This window comes from Micromonospora qiuiae (assembly GCF_016863555.1).
Classification (GTDB): Bacteria; Actinomycetota; Actinomycetes; order Mycobacteriales; family Micromonosporaceae; genus Micromonospora; species Micromonospora qiuiae.
Window position 1 is genome coordinate 26,675 of record NZ_BOPC01000066.1, and the last position, 22,295, is coordinate 48,969.

18 protein-coding genes are annotated in these 22,295 nt (G+C 69.1%); 9 read left to right on the forward strand and 9 right to left on the reverse strand.

Going from position 1 to position 22,295, the window contains the following annotated elements; genetic code table 11:
- Positions 1 to 1,176 (reverse strand): ROK family transcriptional regulator, encoded by a 1,176-nt coding sequence (locus Vqi01_RS22285; protein WP_204036779.1) that lies wholly within the window; start codon positions 1,174 to 1,176, stop codon positions 1 to 3.
- Positions 1,177 to 1,320: 144 nt separating this feature from the next.
- Between Vqi01_RS22285 and Vqi01_RS22290 the strand changes: the two genes are divergently transcribed.
- Positions 1,321 to 2,772, forward strand: a complete 1,452-nt coding sequence (locus tag Vqi01_RS22290; protein WP_204036780.1) for a glycoside hydrolase family 3 N-terminal domain-containing protein — start codon at positions 1,321 to 1,323, stop codon at positions 2,770 to 2,772.
- 215 nt (positions 2,773 to 2,987) lie between these two features.
- Here Vqi01_RS22290 and Vqi01_RS22295 read toward each other — a convergent pair whose 3' ends face one another.
- A complete protein-coding gene (locus tag Vqi01_RS22295) occupies positions 2,988 to 3,647 on the reverse strand; it encodes a GNAT family N-acetyltransferase (RefSeq protein WP_204036781.1) in 660 nt (219 codons plus the stop codon).
- Positions 3,648 to 3,806: 159 nt separating this feature from the next.
- Between Vqi01_RS22295 and Vqi01_RS22300 the strand changes: the two genes are divergently transcribed.
- Together Vqi01_RS22300 and Vqi01_RS22305 are read left to right on the forward strand one after the other, a co-directional pair.
- The gene (locus Vqi01_RS22300) at positions 3,807 to 3,992 is read left to right on the forward strand and encodes a DNA repair protein (protein WP_204036782.1); all 186 of its coding nucleotides are present in this window, start codon (positions 3,807 to 3,809) and stop codon (positions 3,990 to 3,992) included.
- Between the two features lie 146 nt (positions 3,993 to 4,138).
- Entirely contained in the window at positions 4,139 to 4,657 is a 519-nt protein-coding gene (locus Vqi01_RS22305; protein ID WP_204036783.1) for a hypothetical protein, read from the forward strand.
- A gap of 4 nt (positions 4,658 to 4,661) precedes the next feature.
- On the opposite strand, the gene Vqi01_RS22310 is transcribed toward Vqi01_RS22305, so the two are convergent.
- Entirely contained in the window at positions 4,662 to 5,375 is a 714-nt protein-coding gene (locus Vqi01_RS22310; protein ID WP_204036784.1) for a Clp protease N-terminal domain-containing protein, read from the reverse strand.
- Positions 5,376 to 5,556: 181 nt separating this feature from the next.
- Here Vqi01_RS22310 and Vqi01_RS22315 point away from each other — a divergent pair, with 181 nt between their 5' ends.
- The 3 genes from Vqi01_RS22315 (at position 5,557) to Vqi01_RS22325 (ending at position 9,610) form a co-directional block, all read left to right on the forward strand.
- On the forward strand, positions 5,557 to 6,804 hold the full coding sequence (locus Vqi01_RS22315; RefSeq protein WP_204036785.1) for a glycoside hydrolase family 16 protein: 1,248 nt from the start codon (positions 5,557 to 5,559) through the stop codon (positions 6,802 to 6,804).
- A gap of 119 nt (positions 6,805 to 6,923) precedes the next feature.
- The gene (locus Vqi01_RS22320; RefSeq protein WP_504740172.1) at positions 6,924 to 7,775 is read left to right on the forward strand and encodes a DUF72 domain-containing protein; all 852 of its coding nucleotides are present in this window, start codon (positions 6,924 to 6,926) and stop codon (positions 7,773 to 7,775) included.
- A gap of 224 nt (positions 7,776 to 7,999) precedes the next feature.
- Positions 8,000 to 9,610, forward strand: coding sequence for a DHA2 family efflux MFS transporter permease subunit (locus tag Vqi01_RS22325; RefSeq protein ID WP_239098578.1), 1,611 nt, complete (start codon positions 8,000 to 8,002; stop codon positions 9,608 to 9,610).
- A gap of 84 nt (positions 9,611 to 9,694) precedes the next feature.
- On the opposite strand, the gene Vqi01_RS22330 is transcribed toward Vqi01_RS22325, so the two are convergent.
- Positions 9,695 to 10,096 carry a hypothetical protein gene (locus Vqi01_RS22330; protein ID WP_239098579.1) on the reverse strand — a complete coding sequence of 134 codons (402 nt, stop codon included), beginning with the start codon at positions 10,094 to 10,096 and terminating at the stop codon, positions 9,695 to 9,697.
- Between the two features lie 204 nt (positions 10,097 to 10,300).
- On the opposite strand from Vqi01_RS22330, the gene Vqi01_RS22335 reads away from it, so the two are divergent.
- On the forward strand, positions 10,301 to 10,843 hold the full coding sequence (locus Vqi01_RS22335) for a helix-turn-helix transcriptional regulator (protein ID WP_204036787.1): 543 nt from the start codon (positions 10,301 to 10,303) through the stop codon (positions 10,841 to 10,843).
- Here Vqi01_RS22335 and Vqi01_RS22340 read toward each other — a convergent pair.
- From Vqi01_RS22340 to Vqi01_RS22360, 5 genes are all read right to left on the reverse strand, one after another.
- Positions 10,768 to 11,355, reverse strand: a complete 588-nt coding sequence (locus Vqi01_RS22340) for a DUF4760 domain-containing protein (protein WP_204036788.1) — start codon at positions 11,353 to 11,355, stop codon at positions 10,768 to 10,770. The genes Vqi01_RS22335 and Vqi01_RS22340 overlap by 76 nt on opposite strands.
- A 160-nt stretch (positions 11,356 to 11,515) precedes the next feature.
- On the reverse strand, positions 11,516 to 14,209 hold the full coding sequence (locus tag Vqi01_RS22345; RefSeq protein ID WP_204036789.1) for an RICIN domain-containing protein: 2,694 nt from the start codon (positions 14,207 to 14,209) through the stop codon (positions 11,516 to 11,518).
- A 117-nt stretch (positions 14,210 to 14,326) separates the two neighbouring features.
- Complete coding sequence (locus Vqi01_RS22350; RefSeq protein ID WP_204036790.1) at positions 14,327 to 15,769, reverse strand: RICIN domain-containing protein; 1,443 nt, start codon at positions 15,767 to 15,769, stop codon at positions 14,327 to 14,329.
- Between the two features lie 177 nt (positions 15,770 to 15,946).
- Positions 15,947 to 17,323, reverse strand: a complete 1,377-nt coding sequence (locus Vqi01_RS22355; protein ID WP_204036801.1) for an endo-1,4-beta-xylanase — start codon at positions 17,321 to 17,323, stop codon at positions 15,947 to 15,949.
- Between the two features lie 332 nt (positions 17,324 to 17,655).
- Positions 17,656 to 18,246 carry a TetR/AcrR family transcriptional regulator gene (locus Vqi01_RS22360; RefSeq protein ID WP_204036791.1) on the reverse strand — a complete coding sequence of 197 codons (591 nt, stop codon included), beginning with the start codon at positions 18,244 to 18,246 and terminating at the stop codon, positions 17,656 to 17,658.
- A gap of 53 nt (positions 18,247 to 18,299) precedes the next feature.
- Between Vqi01_RS22360 and Vqi01_RS22365 the strand changes: the two genes are divergently transcribed.
- Both Vqi01_RS22365 and Vqi01_RS22370 read left to right on the forward strand, forming a co-directional pair.
- Positions 18,300 to 18,725: an SRPBCC family protein gene (locus Vqi01_RS22365; RefSeq protein WP_204036792.1), complete on the forward strand. Its 426-nt coding sequence runs from the start codon at positions 18,300 to 18,302 to the stop codon at positions 18,723 to 18,725.
- A 182-nt stretch (positions 18,726 to 18,907) separates the two neighbouring features.
- Positions 18,908 to 21,925: an immunoglobulin-like domain-containing protein gene (locus Vqi01_RS22370; protein WP_204036793.1), complete on the forward strand. Its 3,018-nt coding sequence runs from the start codon at positions 18,908 to 18,910 to the stop codon at positions 21,923 to 21,925.
- Positions 21,926 to 22,295 lie beyond the last annotated feature (370 nt).

Here is a 22,295-nt window from a genome sequence, read left to right on the forward strand (position 1 = left end):
TCAGCCGACCGTGGAGCCGAAGACCTCGTCCCGGACGGCGTCCAGGGCGGTACGCAGCGCTCCGTGCAGGATCGGCTCCTCGGTGAGCCCGGTGGGCACCACCCGGGGGCGCACCAGCGTGATCGCGGCGACCTCGTGCTGTACCCGCTCGGCCAGCGCCGCACCACCGGCCTGGCCCACCTCCCCGGCGAGGACCACCAGCGGCGGGTCCAGCACCACGCAGGTGCTCGCCACACCGAGGGCAAGCCGGCGGGCCACCTCGTCGAGCATCGGTCCGCCGGCGGTGCCGTCGGCGATCGCGGCGCGCACGGCGTCGGCGGCGGCAGTGTCGGGATAACCATGCTCGCGGGCCAGCGCCCGGATCGCGTCCGCGCCGGCCACCTGCTGGAACGCCGGTTTGGCCCGGCGGGAGACATCGCGCGGGATCGGCGCGCCGGGCACCGGAAGATAGCCGATCTCGCCGGCCGCGCCGCTGCTGCCCTGGTGCAGCCGCCCGCCCAGCATTATCGCCAGGCCGACACCGGTGCCGACCCAGACCAGCACGAAGTCCGAGAGCCCCCGAGCCGCGCCGGACTGTGCCTCGGCCACCGCCGCGAGGTTGACGTCGTTCTCGAACACGACCGGGGTGTCCAGGTCGTCGCGGAGCGCGGCGAGCAGACCGCGATGCCAGCGGGGCAGGTTGAACGCGAAGGTGATGTCGCCGGTGCCCGGGTCGACCAGGCCGGGGGTGCCCAGCACGATCCGGCGTACGCTCGACAACTGCGCTCCGGCGCTGCTGGCGGCCTGGACCACGGCGTTGTGCACCACGCCCACCGGGTCGTCGGTGTCCCGGGTGGACTGCTCGACCCGGGAGATCACGGCACCGGTGATGTCGGCGCAGGCCGCCACCACACGCTCCGGGCCCACGTCCACGCCGACCACGTGGGCGCTGCCCGGCCGCACCGCGTAGAGCTGGGCGTTCGGCCCTCGCCCACCGGCCTGCTCACCGACCCGGGTGACCAGTCCGCGTTCCTCCAGCCGCTCCACCAGCTGAGACGCGGTGACCTTGGACAGGCCGGTCAGCTCGCCGAGGCGGGCCCGGGTCAGCGGCCCCTGTTCCAGCAGTAGTTCCAGCGCCGCGCGGTCGTTGAGGGCTCGCAACAGACGTGGGGTGCCCGGCAGCCGGGTGGCGCTCATGTCATGTCCTCAAGTTCAGTAAACCTTGCTAACTGTAAACTGCCCTGCGAACGGGTAGCCGTAGCGTATCCGGCCGCGCGGACGGGAAGCTTTCCGCCGACCCGGTACGACATCCGCGCCGGCCGGCGGGAGAGGAGAGATCACGTGGGGCTGGACCCAGGACTTCGTCGCCTCGCGCTGGGCACCCTGCTGGCCGCGTACCCGGGACCGGTCCCACCCGACTGGGCCGTCGACCTGGTCGCCGACGGACTCGCCGGGCACACCCTGTTCGGCCGAAACATCCACCAGCCGGCCCAGGTGGCGGCGAGCACCGCCGCGCTGCGTACCGGCCGGCCCGACGTGCTGATCGCCATCGACGAGGAGGGTGGCGACGTCACCCGGCTGGCGCACGCCACCGGCAGCCCGTACCCCGGCAACGCCGCGCTCGGCGCGATCGGCGACGTGTCCCTGACCCGCCGGATCCACCACGCCATCGGCGCGGAACTGGCCGGTCTCGGCATCACCGTCAACCTGGCGCCCACCGTCGACGTCAACAGCGCCGACGACAACCCGGTGATCGGCACCCGGTCGTTCGGCGCCGATCCGGCGCGGGTTGCCGCGCACGCCGCCGCCGCGACCGCCGGCCTGCAGTCCGCCGGGATCGCGGCCTGCGCGAAGCACTTTCCCGGGCACGGCGCCACGGTCGCCGACTCCCACTACGAGCTACCCACCGTGGACGTCCCGCCGGACGTGCTGCGCCGGCGCGACCTGCCGCCGTTCGCCGCGGTGGTGGCCGCCGGCGCCCGGGCGGTGATGACCGCGCACATCCGGGTGCCCGCGCTGACCGGCGACCGGCCGGCGACGTTCAGCCGCGCGGTGCTGGTGGACCTGTTGCGCGACGAGTACGGCTTCACCGGCGCTGTGATCACCGACGCGCTGGAGATGAAGGGTGCCGCCCTCGCCGCCGGCGGGATCGCCCCCGGCGCGGTGCTGGCCCTGGCTGCCGGCGCGGACCTGCTCTGCATCGGCGCCAGGGTCGACGCCGAACTGGTCGAGCGAGTGGCCGCTGAGATCGTGGCCGCGCTGGGCGACGGCCGGCTGACCCGGGACCGGGTCGAGCAGGCGGCCGGTCGCGCCGCGGAACTCGCCGCCTGGACCCGGGCCGCCGGCAGGTCCTCCGGCATCCCCACCGAGCTGGGGTACGCGGCGGCGCGCCGGGCGGTACGCGTGGAGGGCGTCCTGACCGGGTTGGCGAATCCGCTGGTGGTGCAACTGCACGCCGCCACCACCATCGCCGAGGGGCGGGTGCCGTGGGGGCTGGAGCCGCACCTGGACGGCACCGAGCAGATCCGGGTGGTGGCCGCCGAAGCCGACCCGGAAGACCTGCGCCGCCGCGCGGGGTCCCGGCCGATCGTGCTGGTCGGTCGGCACCTGCACCGCCTGCCGGGCGGGCCGGAGCTGGCCGCCGCGCTGGCCGCCCGGCACCCGGTGGTGGTGGTCGAGATGGGCTGGCCGGCCAGCTGGCGGCCACCCGGCGCCCAGGCCTTCGTGACCACGTACGGCGCGAGCCACGCCAACGGTCGAGCCGCCGCAGAAGCGCTGGGCCTGATCCGCTGACCGCACCCTGCGTCACTGGCCCGCTCGGTCGACGTTCGACACGTCACTCCAGGTCAAGTCCACTATTGGACACCTTGGAGGCGGCGTTGACATCTTGCCGACGAGGGTCCGAATACGTAGCGTGATCGACGTCGAGTCACCTGCGGATCTGGGGAGGACGGCTGCGGACCGTGGATCCGGCCCGGGATCCACGGTCCGCGCCCTGCCGTGGCTGGTCAGCTGGGATAGACCCCGTACGAGCGCCAGCCCCGGTCCGGGAAGCCGGCCGCCTCGGCCACCCGGGCGGAAGCGGCGTTGCGGCGGTCGTGCAGATAGGTCGGCACGGCGCCCTCGTCGAGCACCCGGCGGGCGGCCTGGGCGACCAGTCGCCGGGCCAGTCCACGCCCCCGCGCGGCCGGCACCGTGCCCACCGCCAATTCGTGTCCGTACCGGTCGTGGCGTTTGATTCCGACCCCGGCCAGGTAGCGGCCCCGGTCGTCGCGGACCACCAGCACGGCCCGGTCGAACAGCCGCATCCAGGAGGGCAGGCCGACGGTGCCGGGCGGAATCCACTCGCCCACGTCGGGCAGTGGCGCGGGCGCGACGCTCCAGCGGAACACGTCGTCGTGGACCGCCCACCCGGTGTGGCCGACCTGTGCCGGCAGGGCATGCAGCAACCGCTCCGGCCGCCGGGCCAGCTCGCGCACGGCCGGGACCCGGTCCGGCGGCACGGAGAGCACGGTGCTCGCCCCGGCGCGGATCGCGACGGCCGGCCGTAGTCGCCCGTCCCAGGCCGGGCGGGTGCGCCGCCACGATCCCACCACGTGCAGACCCCGGCCCGCCGGCCACTGCCCCAGCCAGGTCGCCAGGTGCAGGTGGAGTCGCCGGTCGAGCATCGGTCACCTCCCGCGCCGCCGCTGCCGCTGACGTCCTCACGGTACGACGACCGGGCGCGACCGCGCCGACCGATGATCGACGGGCCGGGAACCCGGTCCATCGACCGAGCGTCATATCCATTTCCATACATGGACAACTTTCTCTGCAACCGTGAGGGCATGCCATTTCAGTCGAACGACCGCTGCCAGCAGCACACCGAACGGATCTGGCGGCCTCGCCGACTCGCCGGCCACTTCCCGGCCCAGCCGCCGTACCGTGATCACCGCAACGGCACGCTCACCTGGCGCGAGCTGAACAGTCTGCCGCCCGGCGCCTCGACCCGCCGGCACCTGAACACCCGCTGACACATCAAGATCGGGGTCGTGTTGGTGTGTCCGGAAGGGATGCCTCTGACACCGCGCCGGCACGGCGAGCCAACGCTCTCGTTCGCACACCTGTCGGGTAACGTCTGCTGGTCCCTCGACCGGTTACGACAGGAGCTACTGCACTCATGGCCAAGAAGACGATCCGCGTCTCCGACTTCAGCGGCACGGTGCTGCGCCCCGACGACGAGGCGGTCCGCGTCGTCGTCCTGGAGCACCCTGACCTGGTGGCCGGGCCCGTGCAGCTGGACGCGACCCCGACCGAGGTGGAGAGCATCGACGACGCCGCGCTGGACGTGGCGGTGGTCGAGATCCACGACCGGCACGGCCAGGGCGAACCACGCCGGGTGGTGCTGACCGCCAGCGAGTTCGACGCCATGGCCACCGACACGCCGATGGCGCAACTGCTGAAGACCGCCGAGCGGGTACGCCCACCGAAGGCCCGCCGCGTCGCCGAGAAGGTCGATTACGGCACGATCGAGCATGCCGGCAAGCCGCACCGGGGGCGGGTCACCCCGGAAGAGGCCCAACTGGTGCGCGAGCGGCTCGACGAGGTGAACAAGCGCCTCGCCGACGCCGGGCTGCGCCAGATCGACCCAACCGACCCGGAGCACGCCGCCCGGTACGGCTTCCCGAGCGATTCCTGATCAACTACTCGAACGCCCGCAGCTTGTCCAGGGCCGCCACGAGGTACGCCTCGATGGCGGCCTTGTCCACACCGAGACCGCTGAGCACGCCCTCGCCGTTCTCCTGCTCCAGCAGGGCGAGCAGGATGTGCTCGGTGCCGATGTAGTTGTGCCCGAGCCGCAGCGCCTCGCGGAAGGTCAGCTCCAGCACCTTCTTGCTGGCGGCGTCGTACGGAATCAGGTCGGGAACCTCGCCGACCGACGGCGGCAGCGCGCCCGTGGCGGCCTCTCGCACCGCCTCGGCGGACACGCCGCCGGCCGTCAGCGCCTTCGCGGCCAGCCCTTCCGGCTCGGCGAGCAGGCCGAGCACCAGGTGCGCCGGGGTGACCTCGGCGTTGCCGGCGGCCTTCGCCTCGTTGTGCGAGGCCATCACCACGTTGCGAGCGCGCGGGGTGAACCGGTCGAATCCCTGCTGCGGGTCCATCGCCGGATTCACGAAGCGCTTCTGTGCGGCCTGCTTGCTCACTCCCATGCTGCGGCCGATCTCGGTCCAGGACGCGCCGGAGCGCCGGGCCTGGTCGACGAAGTGGCCGATGAGGTGATCGGCGACCTCGCCGATGTGGTCGGCGACCAGCACCGCGCCGGCGAGTTGGTCGAGCGCGTCGGTGTGGGTCCGCTTGATGGCCTGGATCAGGTCGTCGAGGCGGACGGGCTTGCTCATCTGCACAGGATCAGTCATGCGTCAACCTTAGGTTGACGCACCTGTCATCGTCAACCATTGGTTGACGATGAGCGCCCAAGCCGGTGACAGCCGTTAACAAGCTTGACTAAATCTCCGCGCATCGACAGACTCGGATTGGGAGAGCGCTCTCCCAATCCTCGCCGGCGCATTCGTCCCTCCACCCCCGAGGAGAACCATCGTGCACGCCATCTCCCGCAGCCTCCGGCGGGCCGCCGCGGCCTGCGCCGCGGCCCTCGTCACCGGCGCGCTCGTCCTACCCGTACAGTCCGCACCGGCCGCCGCCGCCATCGGCGGGCTCACCTGGCAGGACGAGTTCAACGCACCCGCCGGCACGCCCGTGGACCAATCCAAGTGGCGCTTCGACATCGGCGGCCACGGCTGGGGCAACAACGAACGGCAGTACTACACCAACAGCACGAGCAACGCGGTGCACGACGGTCAGGGCAACCTCGTCATCACCGCCCGCCGCGAAAACCCGGCCAACTACCAGTGCCACTACGGTCGGTGCGAGTACACCTCGGCCCGGCTGCTGACCGCCGCCACGTTCAGCCAGGCGTACGGCCGCTTCGAAGCCCGCATCAAGATCCCCCGGGGCCAGGGCATCTGGCCGGCGTTCTGGATGCTCGGCAACAACTTCGGCAACGTCGGCTGGCCAGCCTCCGGCGAGATCGACATCATGGAGAACATCGGCCGGGAGCCGAACACCGTGCACGGCACCATCCACGGGCCGGGCTACTCCGGTGGCGGCGGGATCGGCGGCAGCCGCACCATCGGGCAGCCGCTCGCAGACACCTTCCACACCTACCGGGTGGACTGGGAGCCGAACGTCATCCGCTGGTACCTCGACGGCCAGGAGTTCTTCCGGGTCGACCCGGGTCGCCTGGGCGGCAACCGTTGGGTGTTCGACCACCCCTTCTTCATGATCCTCAACGTCGCGGTCGGTGGTGACTGGCCCGGCTACCCCGACGGCTCGACCCAGTTCCCACAGCAGATGCTCGTCGACTACGTCCGGGTCTACGGCCACGTGCCGGACGGCAACTCCGGCACCACCCGGATCCGGGGCCAGCAGAGCGGCCGGTGCATCGACATCCCCAGCGCGAACCCGTACGACGGCGCGCCGTTGCAGATCTGGGACTGCAACACCACCGCCGCCCAGGCGTGGACCTTCGCCGCCGACGGCACCATCCGTGCCATGGGCAAGTGCATGGACCCGGCCTGGGCCGGCACCGCCAACGGCACCGAGGTCAACCTGGTCACCTGCAACGGCAACCCGGCCCAACGCTTCACTCTCAACGCCGCCGGCGACCTGGTCAACCTCAACGCGAACCGCTGCGTGGACGTACGCGACAACAACCCGAACAACGGCGGCCGGTTGCAGCTGTGGGACTGCGCTGGCACCCCCAACCAGAAGTGGTCACGCGCCTGACGGTGCCCGGCACCCGTGCTCAGCCATAGTCAGGGCGGCGGCCGGCAGGCGTTCGGGTACGGTAACTCCGGAGGGCGGGTCCTGCCGTCGGGCGGGTGGTGGGCGGAGGTCCGGTGGGCATGCGTCTGCACGTCGGGTGTGCGATGTGGACGCACAAGGCATGGCAGGGCCGACTGCTCCCCCATCCGCTGCCCGCGCAGGACCGACTGCGGCACTACGCCGGCTGGTGCGACGCGGTCGAGGGCAACACCACCTTCTACGCGACGCCGACCCCGGAAACCGTGGCCTCGTGGGCGCAGCAGACCAGCCCCGACTTCCGGTTCGTGGTCAAGCTGCCGAAGATCGTCACGCACGAACGCCGGCTCACCGACGTCAACGCGCCGATGCGCACGTTCCTGGACGCGATCGAGCCGCTCGGTCCCCGCGCCCACGCCCTCTGGGTCCAACTGCCCGGCTCCTTCGGTCCGGCCGACGTACCCACGCTCGCCCGCTTCCTGCGCCGGTTGCCCGGCGCCCACCGCTGTGCCGTCGAGGTCCGCCATCCCGCGTTCTTCACCGATGCGCGCGCCGGGCGGGAGCTGGAGTCGGTGCTCGCCACCGTAAAGGCCGAGTGGATCCCCTTCGACACCACGGCGTTCTTCACCGACCCACCGACCAGTGACGCCGAGCGGGACGCCTGGACGAAAAAGCCCCGCCTGCCGTTGCGGACGGCCGCGCTGACCGACCGGCCGATCGTCCGCTACCTCGGTCGCGACGACCCGACCCGGACCGTCGAGGGCTGGCAGCGCTGGCTCGACATCACCGCCGGCTGGCTGCGCGAGGGCCGCTCACCGACCGTCTTCATCCACACCCCGGACAACGCCGACGCACCCACGCTGGCCCGCCGTTTCCACGACGAGGTACGCGCCCGCGTGCCCGCCCTGGCGCCGCTGCCCGAGCCGATCCCGGTCGAACCCACCACCCTGTTCTGAGGACCCGAGCCGGGCCACGTGGTGGCGATCGCCGGGCGGGCCGGGCGGCATTCGGCGTACCCGCACTGTGCTGCCGCGTGACGAGGAACACGCCGCCGAACCCCTCGGTAGCCCGCAAAACCGGCGGCGCGCTGTCGGTGGCGATGGCTAGTCTTCCTGACGGTCCGCGCGCCGCGCCACCATCACCGGATTCCTCCGGTCATTTCCGACTCCCAGGAGACCTCGTGACACAGCAACCTGTCGCGGCATCGCCGCCGGTCGCGACATCCGACAAGCTCGACGCCGCCGTGCTCAAGGTGGCCGGCGTCGTGGTGCTCGGTGCGATCATGTCGATCCTCGACGTGACGGTGGTCAGCGTCGCGCTGCCGACATTCCAGAGCGAGTTCGACGCCACGTACGCCCGCGTCGCGTGGACGATGACCGGTTACACGCTGGCGCTGGCCACGGTCATCCCGCTCAGTGGGTGGGCCGCCGACCGGTTCGGCACCAAACGCCTCTACATGATCGCGTTGATGCTGTTCACCATCGGGTCCGGCCTGTGCGCCACCGCCGACACCATCGGAGAGCTGATCGCGTACCGGGTGTTGCAGGGCCTCGGCGGCGGCATGCTCATGCCGATCGGCATGACGATCATGACCCGGGCGGCCGGCCCGCACCGGATCGGCCGGCTGATGGCCGTCCTCGGCATCCCGATGCTGCTCGGCCCGATCGGCGGCCCGATCCTGGGTGGCTGGCTGATCGACGTGGCGAGCTGGCACTGGATCTTCCTGATCAACCTGCCGATCGGCGCCATCGCGCTGGTCTACGCGCAGCTTGCCCTGCCGAAGGACAGCCCCGAGCCGTCCGAGTCGTTCGATTTCGTCGGCATGCTGATGCTCTCGCCCGGTCTCGCCCTGTTCCTCTACGGCGTCTCCACGCTGCCCGAGACCGGCACCTTCGCCGACCCGGAGGTCTGGGGGCCGATGCTGGTCGGTGCGGCGCTGGTGGTCGCTTTCGTCTTCTACTCGTTCAAGCCCCAACACCCGCTGCTCGACCTGCGGCTGTTCCGCAACCGCAGGCTCACCATCGCGGCGGTGACCATGTTCGTCTTCATCATCGCGTTCATGGGCGCCGGGCTGCTGTTCCCGAGCTACTTCCTCCAGGTGCGCGGCCAGTCGACGCTGCACGCCGGCCTGCTGATCGCGCCGCAGGGCCTCGGCGCGATGCTCACCATGCCGATCGCGGGCGTGCTGGCCGACAAGTTGCCAGTTGGCCGCACGGTGCCGTTCGCGCTGCTGCTGATCGTCGGCGGGCTCTTCACCTTCACCCAGCTCGACGCGGACACCTCGTACGTGCTGATCTGCGGCTCGCTGTTCGTGATGGGCCTGGGCATGGGCGGCACGATGATGCCCATCATGACCTCGGCGCTGAAGACCCTCACCGGTCACGAGGTGGCGCGCGGCACCACCCTGGTGAACATCCTCCAGCAGATCGGCGGTTCCGTCGGTGCCGCGGTGATGTCGGTGATCCTCACCAGCGAGCTCAAAGGCTCTCCGGCGATTCCCGGCCTGACCGGCCCGAACGGCGAGCCGGTCACCGAGGCCGGGCTGGCCATCGCCGCCCAGCAGCGACCGGAGCTGGCCCAGCAGATTCCCGACCCGTCGCTCATCCAGCGCGGGCTCGACTTCGCCGCCGACTCCTTCGCCACCACGTTCTGGGTGGCGTTCGGGCTGGTCCTGCTCACGTTCATCCCGGCCGCGTTCCTGCCCCGCAAGCGGGAACGCTCGCACCTGCTGGACGACCAGTCCGGAGGCGATCCCGGCGAGCAGCTGAAAACGCCCGCCATCGTCCACTGACCTTCGGTCGTCGGGGCCGCCGGACACCAACGTCCGGCGGCCCCTCGTCCGGTGACGCCACCTCACTCGACGTGAAGCCGTCCATCAGGCGGGAGTTATCTCACCTACGGCGAACTCCAGATCCGGAAACTCGTACCGCTCCCGCATGGCGGCGGCCAGTTCCGCGCCGACCCGATCGACCATGACCTTGATTCCGGATCCGTCGGCGCGCGGTGTCACCGCCGCGACGGCAACCCCTTCGCCACGCCAGTACGCGATGTCCGTCCCGATGCGCTCCGCGACCTCATGCAGGAGCGTGCGGGGATGTCGCGCGTCGGCGAAGGTGAGCCGGAATTCCGGGTGCCGCCCGCTGAGGCCGGCGTCGCTCGAGCATTGCAGCAGTAGAGCCCGACACGTCCGCTTCGCACACAGCCAGCCGCGTGCCGTGGACACATGCAGGTCGGCCCTGTCGAGCTGACAGCGCCAACGAATCGCGGCAAAGACCACCAGCAAGCCGCCGCCCCAGGTCCGCCCAGGAACGGCCCGGCCCGGCTCGGCCGGGTGCTCACCTATGAGTGATGGCATAAACGGTTCAGCTCGACAGGGCCCAAACGAAGGGATACGCATCCCGTTCAGCAGCACGGCGTTCAGGTCGGTGACGGCTGGCTGCCCGGGCCGGCAGACCCAGCTCGGGCGGGTAGCGTCAACGCCATGTCACTGGAGGCCATCGGGGCGCTGCGGGAACCGGCGCGCCGGGCGGTGTACGAGTACGTCGTCGGGCGGGCGGAGGCGGTGAGCCGTAACGAGGTGGCCGAGGCGGTGGGCATCGGCCGTACCTTGGCGGCATTTCATCTGGACAAGCTGGCCGAGGCGGGGCTGTTGGAGACGGCCTACGCGCCGCGCAGCGGCGGACCGGGGGCGGGGCGGCCGGCCAAGCTGTACCGCCGGTCGGCCGCCGAGCACGCGGTGACGCTGCCGCCGCGCGACTACCGGCTGCTGGCCGAGGTGCTGGCGGAGGCGGTCGAGCGGGCCGGTGTGGAGCCGGCGGCCTACGCGGCGGCCCACGAGGTGGGCGCGAAGCTCGCCGGAGACGAGGTCGTTTCGCGCTTGAGGGTGCTGGGCTACGAGCGCGCCCGACGGCCGGGTCGCCGGTCCCGCGCCGAGGCAGCCCACGTAGGTCAGCGGTCCGCTTCTGCGGCACCGGGCTCGGAGGGGCTGGCTGCCCTGGCCGGCAGACCCAGCTCGGCCGGGTAACGGTCGAAGCGGCGCAGGCCCAGCTTGCGCGCCGCGACCGGCCACGGCGTCTCGGTGGCGAGCACGACAAGATGCTCGAAGTTCGACAGATATGCCTCGCTGCGCACGGCCCGCTCGGCGAGGATGTACGGCTCCAGCACCGCCCATGCCTCCCGAGCGCGGAAACCGCCTGAGCCGAGCAGCAGGGCCGGATCGACCACGTTGAAGGCCAGCATCTGGCCCAGGCTGTTGTAGTACAGCGCGATCCGGTTCACATGTTTACGGGCATCGGGCGGCAGCCCGCTGACCGGGACAGCCGTCGGGTGCCGCGCCGGCAGCTCGGTGAGCACGAACTGCTGGCTGTCCAGGAAGTCGTCGCTCATCCGGTCGCGGGTGAGCAACTCGATCGCGACCAGGGTGTGGTTGGCGCTCTGCGACAGCCGCAGCTGCCGGAGCGCGAAGAACGCCGAGACACCGACGGTGATCACCGAGACTGCGGCCACGACCGCGTTGGTCACGATGGCGACATCCATGGCAGTCATCGTACGAAGTTTGTGCGACATGCCGACCTCGGCCAGTCTGCACCTCACTTCATCAGGCTGTGCCAGCCGTGCCGCCGCTGAAGCGACCGCCGCGAGTCGGCGAGGTGACCGGCCCCGGGGCCAGGCAGGTTACGCCCGGCCCCGGGGGTTCTCAGTTGCGCCGGCTCCACTGCTGGTTCGCACCGCCGTTGCACGACCAAAGAATGATCTTCGTGCCGTTGGCGGTGGCGGCGCCGTTGGCATCAACGCACAGTCCGGATTGCGCGTTGGTGATGGTGCCGTCGGCGTTGATGTTCCACTGCTGGTTGAGTCCACCGTGGCAGTCCCAGATGATGACGGCGGTGCCGTTGGTCGTGCCCGCCCCCGAGGCGTCCAGGCACTTGTTGCCGTACACGGTCAGTTGCTTGCTCGCGGTGTAGGTCCACCGCTGGTGTGTGCCGCCGGAGCAGTCCCACAGTTGCACCTGAGCCCCGTTGGCGGTGGTGGCGCCAGGGACCTCGATACAGCGTCCCGACTGGCCGCCCACGAGCTGCGTGCCCTGCCCGCCGCCGGTGCTCTGCTGCCGGACGATCGACTTGGACTCAGCCGATCGATTGCCTTGTGCGTCGAGGACGTAGAGCCGGTACTCACCCGGCGACGTGGGAACAGCTATGGAGGTGGCGTTGCCGTCTGCCCTGGTCATCGTCGGGCCTACGGCGAAGGTGGTGGTACCGGAGGGAGCCAGCCAGATCGTCCGGGTCGGGTCGCCGGTGCTTCGGATCGGAATCGAGGACGTCCCGCTGCTGACGAACGTGCTGGCCGGCAGGACGTAATCCTGCATCGGCAGGTTGCGTGGCTGCGTGATGTCCCGGAACGATTCCTCAAGCCCGGATTTCACGGCGATGGCATAGGCAGGTGCCGGCCAGACATAGTCTGCGGAAACGAGAATGTCGTGGATCGTGCTGTTCGGCAGATTCTTGTTGGAGACCTTGTTGATCGGCCCGTACGTCTGCGTGATGTTCAAGTCGTGCTTGCGACCCCAGTCATCGGAGTTGATCATCCACGTGATGTTCTTGTCCACGCTCAGGACGTTGTCGCGGAACGTCATGTACGCCGAGCCCTCGTCCGGGTGAAGCCCGTACTTGTGGCCGGCCGGCACGCCCTGCAGATAATTGTTGTTGATCGTGGTGCCCGGCTGGCTGCCCAGCGTGTAGATGGGAGCCGTGTCGCTGAGGCGCTGCACCGTGTCGATGATGTGGTTGTAGCTGATGTTGTTGTTCTTCGCCGTCGTGGTGGGTCGGTTGGGCACGATCGACCCTGCGGACCCGTCGAAGTTCCACCATCCCCAACCGAGCGTGATGCCCGCCCACGGAGCCTTCTCGATCCGGTTGTACTGCACGGTGAGGGAGTCGGCGAAGTATGCCGCGACTGCGCCGTGCCCGTTGAACAACACCGCACTGTCGTGGATGTAGTTGTTCTTGATCTCGATATTCTTCGGGAGCCCCTCGACCTGAGCGGGATACTTCTCGCGATTGTTCGACGTGTGATCCCCGATGTAGACATGCTGGGGGTGGCCCACGGTGACGGCTGATCCGGCGACGTCGTTGGTGTAGTTGCCGATCAACTGCGTGTTCGTCACGTCGTTGACCATGTTGATCCCGTCGGCCCCGGTGTGCTGGATCCGGTTGCGTTGCAGCAGGATCCCGTCGGCGTTCTGCATGTGGATGATGCCGGGCGTGACGTCGACGTTGCGATAGTGATAGACGTGGAAGTTGCCCTTCGCGTACGCGAAGGCGCTCAGGTTGCCCTGTTGCGCTTGCTTGAACACCGAGCCGGCCACGTTCATCAGGTTCCAGTCGGAGTGCTGCACGGTGAGGCCGGAGAACGTGATGTTACGCGCGTGGTTACTGGTCGAGGTGCCGGCGACTCGCAGCACCGTGGCCACGTTGTTCGGCGCGAAGACCGTCGCGGTCGACATGTTCTCGGCGTTGGCCTTGTAGTAGTACAACGTCCGGCTGGACTTGTCGAAGTAGAACTCGCCCGGCGCGTCCAGGAACTCGTAGGCGTTCATGACCTTGTGGGTCCCGCCGACCTGCGCGTTGCCGTTGAACGCCCCCTGCGCGATCGCGGCGCCCGGTTGCTGAAACAGCGCGATCCGGTTCGCGCCATCAGCACTTGTCGTCACCTGTCGGACGCCTACGATGGCCGTGGTCCAGGTCGTCGCCGTCTCGATTTCGATGTCTTCCTGATTTCGGGACACGGCAGGGAAATCGGCCGTGCGATATCTCGCACCATCACACTGCGACCCTGACTCCCAGGCCCAGTCGGCCTGCCCTGCCGTGATGTTGTACGTGCCGTGGCATCCCGCCGAGTTGATCGTTTTGGACGCCATGTAGGCCCGCTGGCCGTTGACATAGAGCGTACGCAACTTGTTGGCCCGATCGAGCGGCGCTTTCCAGATGTTGCCGCTGTGCTGGGTCCAGCCGGTCACCTGCACGCCGCCCTCAAGGACCGGCGTCTCGCCAGGGTGAGCGGCATATGTGATCCGGTGGCCGTTGGTGCCGGAGTCACTCGGCCCGAACTCGATCGTACTGCTCACCGGATAGCTACCACCGCGCAGGTAAACGTAGATGTCGCCGGTCATGTTCGCGTTCACCTGGCGAACGGCGTCCCGGGCGCGCTGCAGCGTTCTGAATGGCGATGTGATCGTGCCGGGGTTGGTGTCGTTGCCGCTCGGCGCAACGTAATAGGTTGCCTGGGTCGCGGCCGAAGCCGGAACCGGATTCGCAACTATGGCCGGCAGTGCGGTGGAGACGAACACCGCCGCTGCCAGCAGTGCGCTTTTTCCGATGACGAATCGTCTCATTTGCTGCTCCTCTCACTCCGTCGACAAACCGTTCGCTGAGCAGGTGCGCACCTTCCGAACGCAACGACGGGATCGACAGCGGTCTTATCGCGGACGTGTGACGGGGGCGGGGCCGGGTCAGGCGTTCTGTACCTGCCACTTTTGGTTGTCGCCGCCCCAACAGGCCCAGAGCTGGACCTTGAGCGTGGTGGTGTTCACGTCCAGGCAGAGACCGGACTGGACGCCGCGGATCGTGCCGTCGCCACCGATCGTCCACCGCTGGTTGTCGCCGCCGTTGCACGCGTACGTGCCGACGACGGTGCCGTTCGCCGTTCCGCGGTTGTACGCGTCCAGGCATCGCTGGCCGGCGAGGGCGGTGAGTTGTCCGCCGGCCGTCACGGTCCAGCGCTGGGCGGCGGTGTTGCCACAGGGGTACACCTGGACCTGGATGTTGGCGGTGGTGGCCCCGGGGATGTCCAGGCACTGCCCGGTCCCGAGGTTGCGCAGCAGGCTGACCCGGTCCGGAACGCCGCCGTCGGTCAGGCCCCAGGCGTACCTGAGACGGTCGAGGCCGCTGGCGTTGGGGGTGCTCAGGGTCAGGTTGGTGCCGGTGCCGTGCAGCTTCTGCATGGCGTACCAGTCGTCGCTCTGGCCGGCGGTGACCTTGCCGCCCAGGCCCGGCCAGTAGATGGAGCCGATCCTCAGCTCGCGCAACACGGCGGTGGTGGCGCGGAAGTAGCGCACGAAGTTGTCGGTGCTGGTGGCGTCGTGGTAGTTGAGCCCGGTGTCCATCGGCGCGCCGAACTCGTCCAGCACGGTGCGATCCGCACAGGAGCCGATCGCGTCCCGCAGGAACGTCACCCACTGGTCGTAGGTCTTCGCGCCGCTGAAGAAGGTGTAGTGGTGCAGCGACAGGATCGTCCCGTCCAGCCGACGGTCGGCACACATCGACTTGATGTCGGTGTTCAGGCCAGCGCCACTGACGAAGACACGGGCGCGTGGGATCGACGGTCGGGCGTTGAGCCAGTTGTTGACCACATTGGCCCAGTCGGCGGCGCTGTGCCCGCCGGGCTCGTTCATCGGCTCGAAGTAGACCAGGTCGTTGGTGCCGTACCTGGTGACCACGGTGTTCCACATGTTGTTGAAGGCGCTGGTGTTGACGATCCGGCCACCGCTGGCCGCCACGCCGTCGTCCCAGTAGGAGAGGACAACCTTGAAGCCCTTCGCCGTGGCCGCGTCGATCGCGCCGGTGTAAGCGGCCCACCAGGTCGTACCGACGGTGTAGGTGTTGATCGGGAGCCGGACCGTGTTGGCGCCCAGGTTGCGCTGAAAGCCGGTGTAGATCGTGTCGGCTTTGGCCAGCACCGTCGCATAGCTGTCGGAGTTGCTCAGCCCGTGCAGCACCAGCGGTCCACCATGGAAGTTGTCACCCAGCCTGGCCCAGTTGACACCGCGGAACGCAGCGGTGTCCGCGGCGGCTGGCGAGCTGCCGGCGAGCACGGCGGCCGGCACCGCCCCGAGAGCGGCCAGGGCGCAGGTGAGTATCCGGGTCAAGTGGCGTCTCGCGCGGGACCGGGCCATCGTCGTTTCCCTTCTGGGTGGCGCTCGCTGTCGTGGTCGTCCGCTGCTGCCGAGGCCGGGCCGGCGGGAGTTCGCCTCTCCGCCGGCCCCCCTGTCCAGGTCAGGCCACCGGGTGGCAGGTGAATGCCCGAGGTGAGCGACCGGCACCAGCGGCGTCGGTCGCCTCCTCCGTCATGCTCAGGCCCTTGCCCAGCGTTGGTTGGTGCCGCCGTGGCAGTTCCACACGATCACCGCGGAGCCGTTGGCGGTGTTGGCGCCGTTGACGTCCAGGCACAGCCCGGTCTGCGCGTTGCTGATCGTGGCGTTGCTGTTGAAGACCCACTGCTGGTTCACACCGCCACTGCAGTCCCAGATCTGCACCCGGGCGCCGGCGGCAGCATTGTTCGGCACGTCCAGGCATTTGCCCATCACCTGCAGCGCCCGCCCGTTCTGGGTGAACTGCTGATTCGCCCCACTGTGGCAGTCCCAGATGATCATTTGCGCGCCGTTGGCGGAACTCGCGCCGTTGACGTCCAGGCACCGGCCGGATGCGTCGTTGCGCAGCCTGTTGCCGGTCGGGTTCGGGGGCGGGTTCGTACCGCCGCCGTTGAGGGCGTCGAGGACCGCCGTGTACGCGGCCTTCTTGTTGCCCGCGCAGTCGAACAGCAGGGCATTGTCGCCGCCGCGCCAGGAGTCACAGTCGCGCACGCCCCACACCGTGATGCCGGTGCAGCGTGACACCGCCAGGCAGGCGCGGGTGACGGCGGCGTAGATGTTGGCCTGGTTGCCCCCCTGGGTGACGTCCAGTTCGGTGATCTGCACGTCCACGCCGAGATCGGCGAAGCGTTGCAGGTTGGCCTGGTAGTCACCGGGGATCGAGGTGCCCAGGTGGGACTGGAAGCCGACGCAGTCGATCGGCACGCCCCGGGACTTGAAGTCCCGGACCATGTTGTAGATGCCGGTCGACTTCGCGTTGATCCCGTCGGTGTTGTAGTCGTTGTAGCAGAGTTTCGCGCCGGGGTCGGCCGCGCGGGCGGCGCGGAACGCCGCTTCGATCCAGTCGTTGCCGGTGCGTTGCAGGTTCGAGTCACGACGACCGCCGCTGCCGCCGTCGGCGAAGGCCTCGTTGACCACGTCCCAGGAGTGGATCTGCCCCCGGAAGTGGGTGGCCACCTGGGTGACGTGGTTGATGGCGGCGTTGCGCAGGTCACCGCCGGAGAGGCCCTGTGCCCATCCGGGCTGCTGGGCGTGCCACAGCAGAGCGTGCCCACGTACCGACATGCCCCGCGATCGGGCGTGGTTGACGATGCGGTCGCCGGCGCTGTAGTTGAACACGCCCCGCTGTGGCTCGGTCGCGTCCCACTTCATCTCGTTCTCGGCGACGAGGCTGTTGAACTCGCGGTTCAGCACCGTCATGTACGTGTTGTCGTTGAACTTGTACGTGCCGACCGCAGCGCCGAAGTAGCGGCCCTTCTCCGCCGCGGAGGCGCCCAACGTGGTGGCCGCGCTGGCGGCGCCGGCGGGCACCAGCACCATGCCGGCCGCCAACAACCCGGTGACCAGCACGGGCAGCATCGCTGCGGTCCGCCGCGGTCGCCGTGGGGAACTGCGGGGATGTACGAGATCTTCCATGTGTCTCAGCACCTTCCGAAGTCGAGTCACGTCGACGGTTAGCGCTAACATCACCGGCCGGCTCGGGCTGCTCGCCGGGAGAAACAGGGATCAAGAGAACGCTACGCGTCGATGAAAGCGAGATTGCCACAAAGTTTCAGGGCACTCAAGAAGCCCAGCCCAGGAAGCTCAAGAAATTCACACCCATCGAGCAATCCGAGGTGGTGATCATCGACCTCGGCACCATCCGGCGTGCCTGATGTTGCGGAGGTGAGCGATAACGAAGATGGCACCGGTCAAGATGCGAACCGCATCGGGTGCGCCCCCTGGGAGCCAGGGAGCACCAGGTCGACGAACAGGTCCATCGCCGCGTCCGCGCCCGCCGCGTCACCCGTGATCAGGGCGTCGTGCAGCAGCCCGCGGGCAACGCCGAGCCCGAGGCGGGCTTGCACCCGCGCCCGCTCCGGGGGCACACCGGCTCGCTCGCAGATGCGCGCCAGCAGCTCGACCCACGGCTCGACGGCCGTCTCGGACAAGCCACTGGCATGCGATCGGCCCTGCATGGCGTGCGCGGAAAGCTCGAAGAAGAGGGGCCCGTACCGCCGGGCCGCCGCCGACACCGCCGACCAGAACTGGCGCACGACCGCGCGCGGGTCGGCGTCGGCATCCGCGGCGAGTGTGGCCAGGGCGTCGCGCTGGCCCGCCTCGACCGCTTCGCACACCTGGACGAGCAGCCCCTCGCGGGAGCCGAAGTGGTAGATCAGCATCCGGTGGCTTGTGCCGAGCCCCTCGGCGATCGCACGCAGGCTGTGGTCGCCGACGCCACGCTCGGCGAAGTACTCGACAGCCGCCTGCACCAGCTGCTCTCGCCCTCTGGACGCTGCCATGTTCCAAATGGTACACCTGGATTTGTACCACTCGGTACAAACGAGGAGGGCCGATGGAACTGGTCGCGGAGCGCGATGTGCACGCCAGCGCCGCTCGGGTGTGGGCCGTACTGACCGACGTGCAGAGCTGGCCACGATGGACGGAGTCGATGCGCGAGGTCCAGCTTCTCGACGGCGGCCTCGGGCTGGGCAGCCGGGTACGAATCGTCCAGCCGCGCCTGCTTCCGATGATCTGGACGGTCACCGAGTTCGTCGTCGAGCGGGAGTTGACCTGGACCGCGCGGGCGACCGGGGTCGTCACGACCGCCACCCACTCGCTGCGCCCTGCAACGGACGGCGCGACCCGGCTACGGCTGGGTCTCCACCAGCACGGGCTGCTCGCTCCCGTCGTCGCCGCGCTGCTTGAGCGACGCTCCCGCCGCTACGTCGAATTGGAGATCGAGGGACTCCGAACGGCCGCGGAGGCGCCGACCCTATAGCCGCATCGCCACCCGAACCAGACAAGCCGGTAGGGGCAGCGCAAATTAGCCAAGCTCCACAAAAGGCTCATCGCTGCCAGGTCTTCGGCCGTTCGCCCAGGTCACCGCAGCGCATCGGGTGGTTGACCTCGCAACGGCGTCGTTGTTAGCGTTAACAACATTCATCCATGTGAGAAGGAGTCTTGCCGCGCTTCGACGGTGAGGCCGTCGCCGAGCTGCAACGACTCAAGGAGGATCAGTTGACATTGCGACAGCAAAGGCCACGTCACAGACTGAGTCGGGGAGGTAGAGGCGCCGCCGGCCTGGCGCTGGGCGCGCTTCTCTCGGTCTCGTTCGCAGCGGCGCCCTCGCACGCCGCCGAGAGGGACCTCACCAAGGGCCTGGTGCACCACTTCGCCCTCAACGAGACCAGTGGGACGACGCTGGTCAACTCGGGCAGCGCGGGCTCGGCGGCGAACGCCACGCTCGTGAATCCCGAGAAGGCGACCTTGACCGGCGAAGGAATCAGGTTCAACCCCGACTCCTACGAGAGCGCCCTCGACGGTGCGTACGTGGCGCTGCCGAACGACCTCACCGCCGGCATGTCGAACTTCACCGTCGACTACGACGTGTGGATCGACCCGGCGAACGTCGGCGAGCACCAGATGTGGAGCATCGGCAGGAAGTCCGGCTCGTGCGACGTCAACACCGGCGCCGAGGGCTCCATCTTCGCGTCGAACACCCAGCGGTTCCGCGTCGCGGTGGGTTCGACGAACCTCCAGCAGAACCGGGTACGTATGCACGAGGGGGCGTGGACGCACGTCACCTACACCCAGTCGCTGAACGAGAACGGTACGAGCTGGACCGGCAATCTCTACCTCGATGGCGTGCTGCACGCGACGTCGACGAACCTGACCACGCCGCCGTCGGTGAACGCTGCGGGGACCAACTGCAACTTCCTCGCTCGCTCGCAGAATTCGGGCCACTACTCGTTCCGCGGAACGATCCGGGACTTCCGGGTCTACGACCGGGCAGTGAGCCTCGACGAGACACTCGCCCTGGCGGATAGGACCGTCTCCACCGGCGTTCGCGCCGATGCCGACGCCATCGACCTCGGCCGGACCAGCGCGATCGTGCGCGACATCGTCCTGCCCAAGTTGGGCTCCGTGGCGGGCTCGGCCATCACGTGGACGAGTTCCGACCCGTCGGTCGTCGACGTCTACACCCCGCCGGCCATCCCCAGCGCACGCAAGGTCGCGGTGACCGGCAAGATCACCCGACCCGCGAAGGGGCAGCCCGACGCGACAGCCACCCTCACGGCGACTCTCCGCAAGGGCGCCGAAGCGGTCGCCACACGGGAGATCCCGATTGTGGTCAAGGCCGAGTTCGACGACGCGCAGGCGGTCGACCGTGACACGGACGACCTGACCCTGTACGCCACCGACGACGTGCGCGGAAACCTCAACCTCCCGGCCACCGGCGAGTTCGGCTCCACGATCACCTGGAAGTCGACCACCGACCTCATCACCCCGACGGGTGAGGTGACCCGCCCGGCCTTCGGCCGTGCGGACGTGGACGCCACCGTGACGGCGACCATCACCAAGGGATCGGCCTCGCAGACGAAGTCGTTCCCGGTGACCATCACCGCCATGCCCCGTACCGAGGAGTACGAGCGGTACTTCATGGGGTACTTCAAGGGCGAGGGAATCGCCGACGGCGAGCAGATCATGTTCGCGACGTCCAACGGGAACACCGCTCTGGACTGGACCGGCCTGACCGGCGGCTGGCCGTCGCTCATTTCCCAGCAGGGCGACCAGGGCCTTCGTGACCCGCACATCGTCCGCTCGCCCGACGGCGACACGTTCTACATGATCGCCACCGACCTGAACTGGTACGACCAGGGCGGATACGCCATCAACGACACCCAGTACATCGAGGTGTTCGAGTCGAACGACCTCGTCAACTGGACTCCTCAGCGGCACGTGAAGGTCGCGCCCGACGACGCGGGCAACGCCTTCGCACCCGAGTCGCTGTGGGTCGAGGAGATCGGCGCCTACGCCGTGTTCTGGGCACAGTCGCTGTGGAACGACCCCGTGAACCGCACCGGTCAGGGGAACGCGCAGATGTGGTACGCCACGACGCGCGACTTCCAGACGTTCTCCGCTCCCCAGGTCTGGCAGGACCCGGCCCCTCTGTCGCGGATCGACACGACCGCGATCAAGGTCGGCGACTACTACTACCGCGTGACCAAGAACGAGGCCGGCAACCGGGGCTCGGACATCTTCTCGGAGAAGCACACCGACTTCCTGGACAGCGATGTCAACAGCTGGACGTTGCTGGCTCCGGCTCTGGGGCGCACGACGTGGGACCCCAACCAGGGCTACGAGGGGCCGGTCATCTTCGAGGCCAACCCCGGTGACACCGCCTGCCCCGGCCAGTTCTACCTCTGGGGTGACCGGTACACGAACGGTGGTGGCTACCAGGCCGCGTGCCACGAGGACATCGAGGCCCCGACCTGGAACACCAAGGCGCTCACGATGACCAACGCAGGCGTCACCCGCCCGCGCCACGGCACCGTGATCCCGATCACCCTCCGCGAGTGGAACGACATCCGCGAGATCCCGAACAGCGACGTCAAGACCACCACTGAGGTGGCTGTCAAGCCGTACGCGAGCGGGGCCCAGACGACCACGGCCACCGCCACGGTCAAGGCGACTGACGGGTTCGAGACCGGCGGCCAGGTGCGGTTCAGCATCGGCTCCTGGTCGAAGCTCGCCTACCTGAAGGACGGCGCGGCCACGGTCACGCTGCCGGCGGGTCTGGCTGCGGGTACCCGGACGGTCAAGGCCGAGTACCTCGGCTTTGACTACCTGGAGGCGTCGGAAGCCAGCGCGTCGTTCGAGGTGCCCGCCGGCCCCGACGCCGTCAAGGTCCACGCGAAGACCGCGCCGGCGTCGGTCGTCCGCGGGGACACGTTCGAGCTGAACGTGACTGTCCGGGCAGCGCGCGGGCAGAAGCAGGACGCTCCGACCCCGACCGGCGAGGTCACCGTCACCTTCGGCGGCACCGAGCAGGTCGTGGCACTGGTGGACGGCAAGGCCGTCGTCACGCTGCAGACTGCTGATCTGCCGCGTGGCAACTACAAGGTCCACGTTGCCTACTCCGGCAACCCGACCTACCAGCCGCACGCCGCGGACTACCAGAACCTGACGGTGCGGTAATCGGCAGGTGGCGGGCCGGGGAGTTCATCCTCGTCGGCCCGCCACCAGCGGCCTGGGCGGGTCGACGAGCTCATCCTCGTCGGCCCGCCCAGTTTTTTGTGGAGCAGACATATGCCGCGGGTCGTCCGGGCCGTCGTTGCCCTCCCGGCCGGTCCAGCCGATTGCCGTTCAGCGTCGTCGGGACCGTCCATGCTGGCCCCGGAGTAGCCGCAACCCGTGTCGTCCACATCCCCGGGCACAGCGGCCGCCACGCCTGGATCCGCCTCGCCGTCACGACCTGTTGCCGGTACCTCAGCCAGCGTTGATCCATTTAGCGAGTCCGGCAATTGGGCGGTGGCGACGAGGCGAGTCCTGCCCGTACAGCGACCGA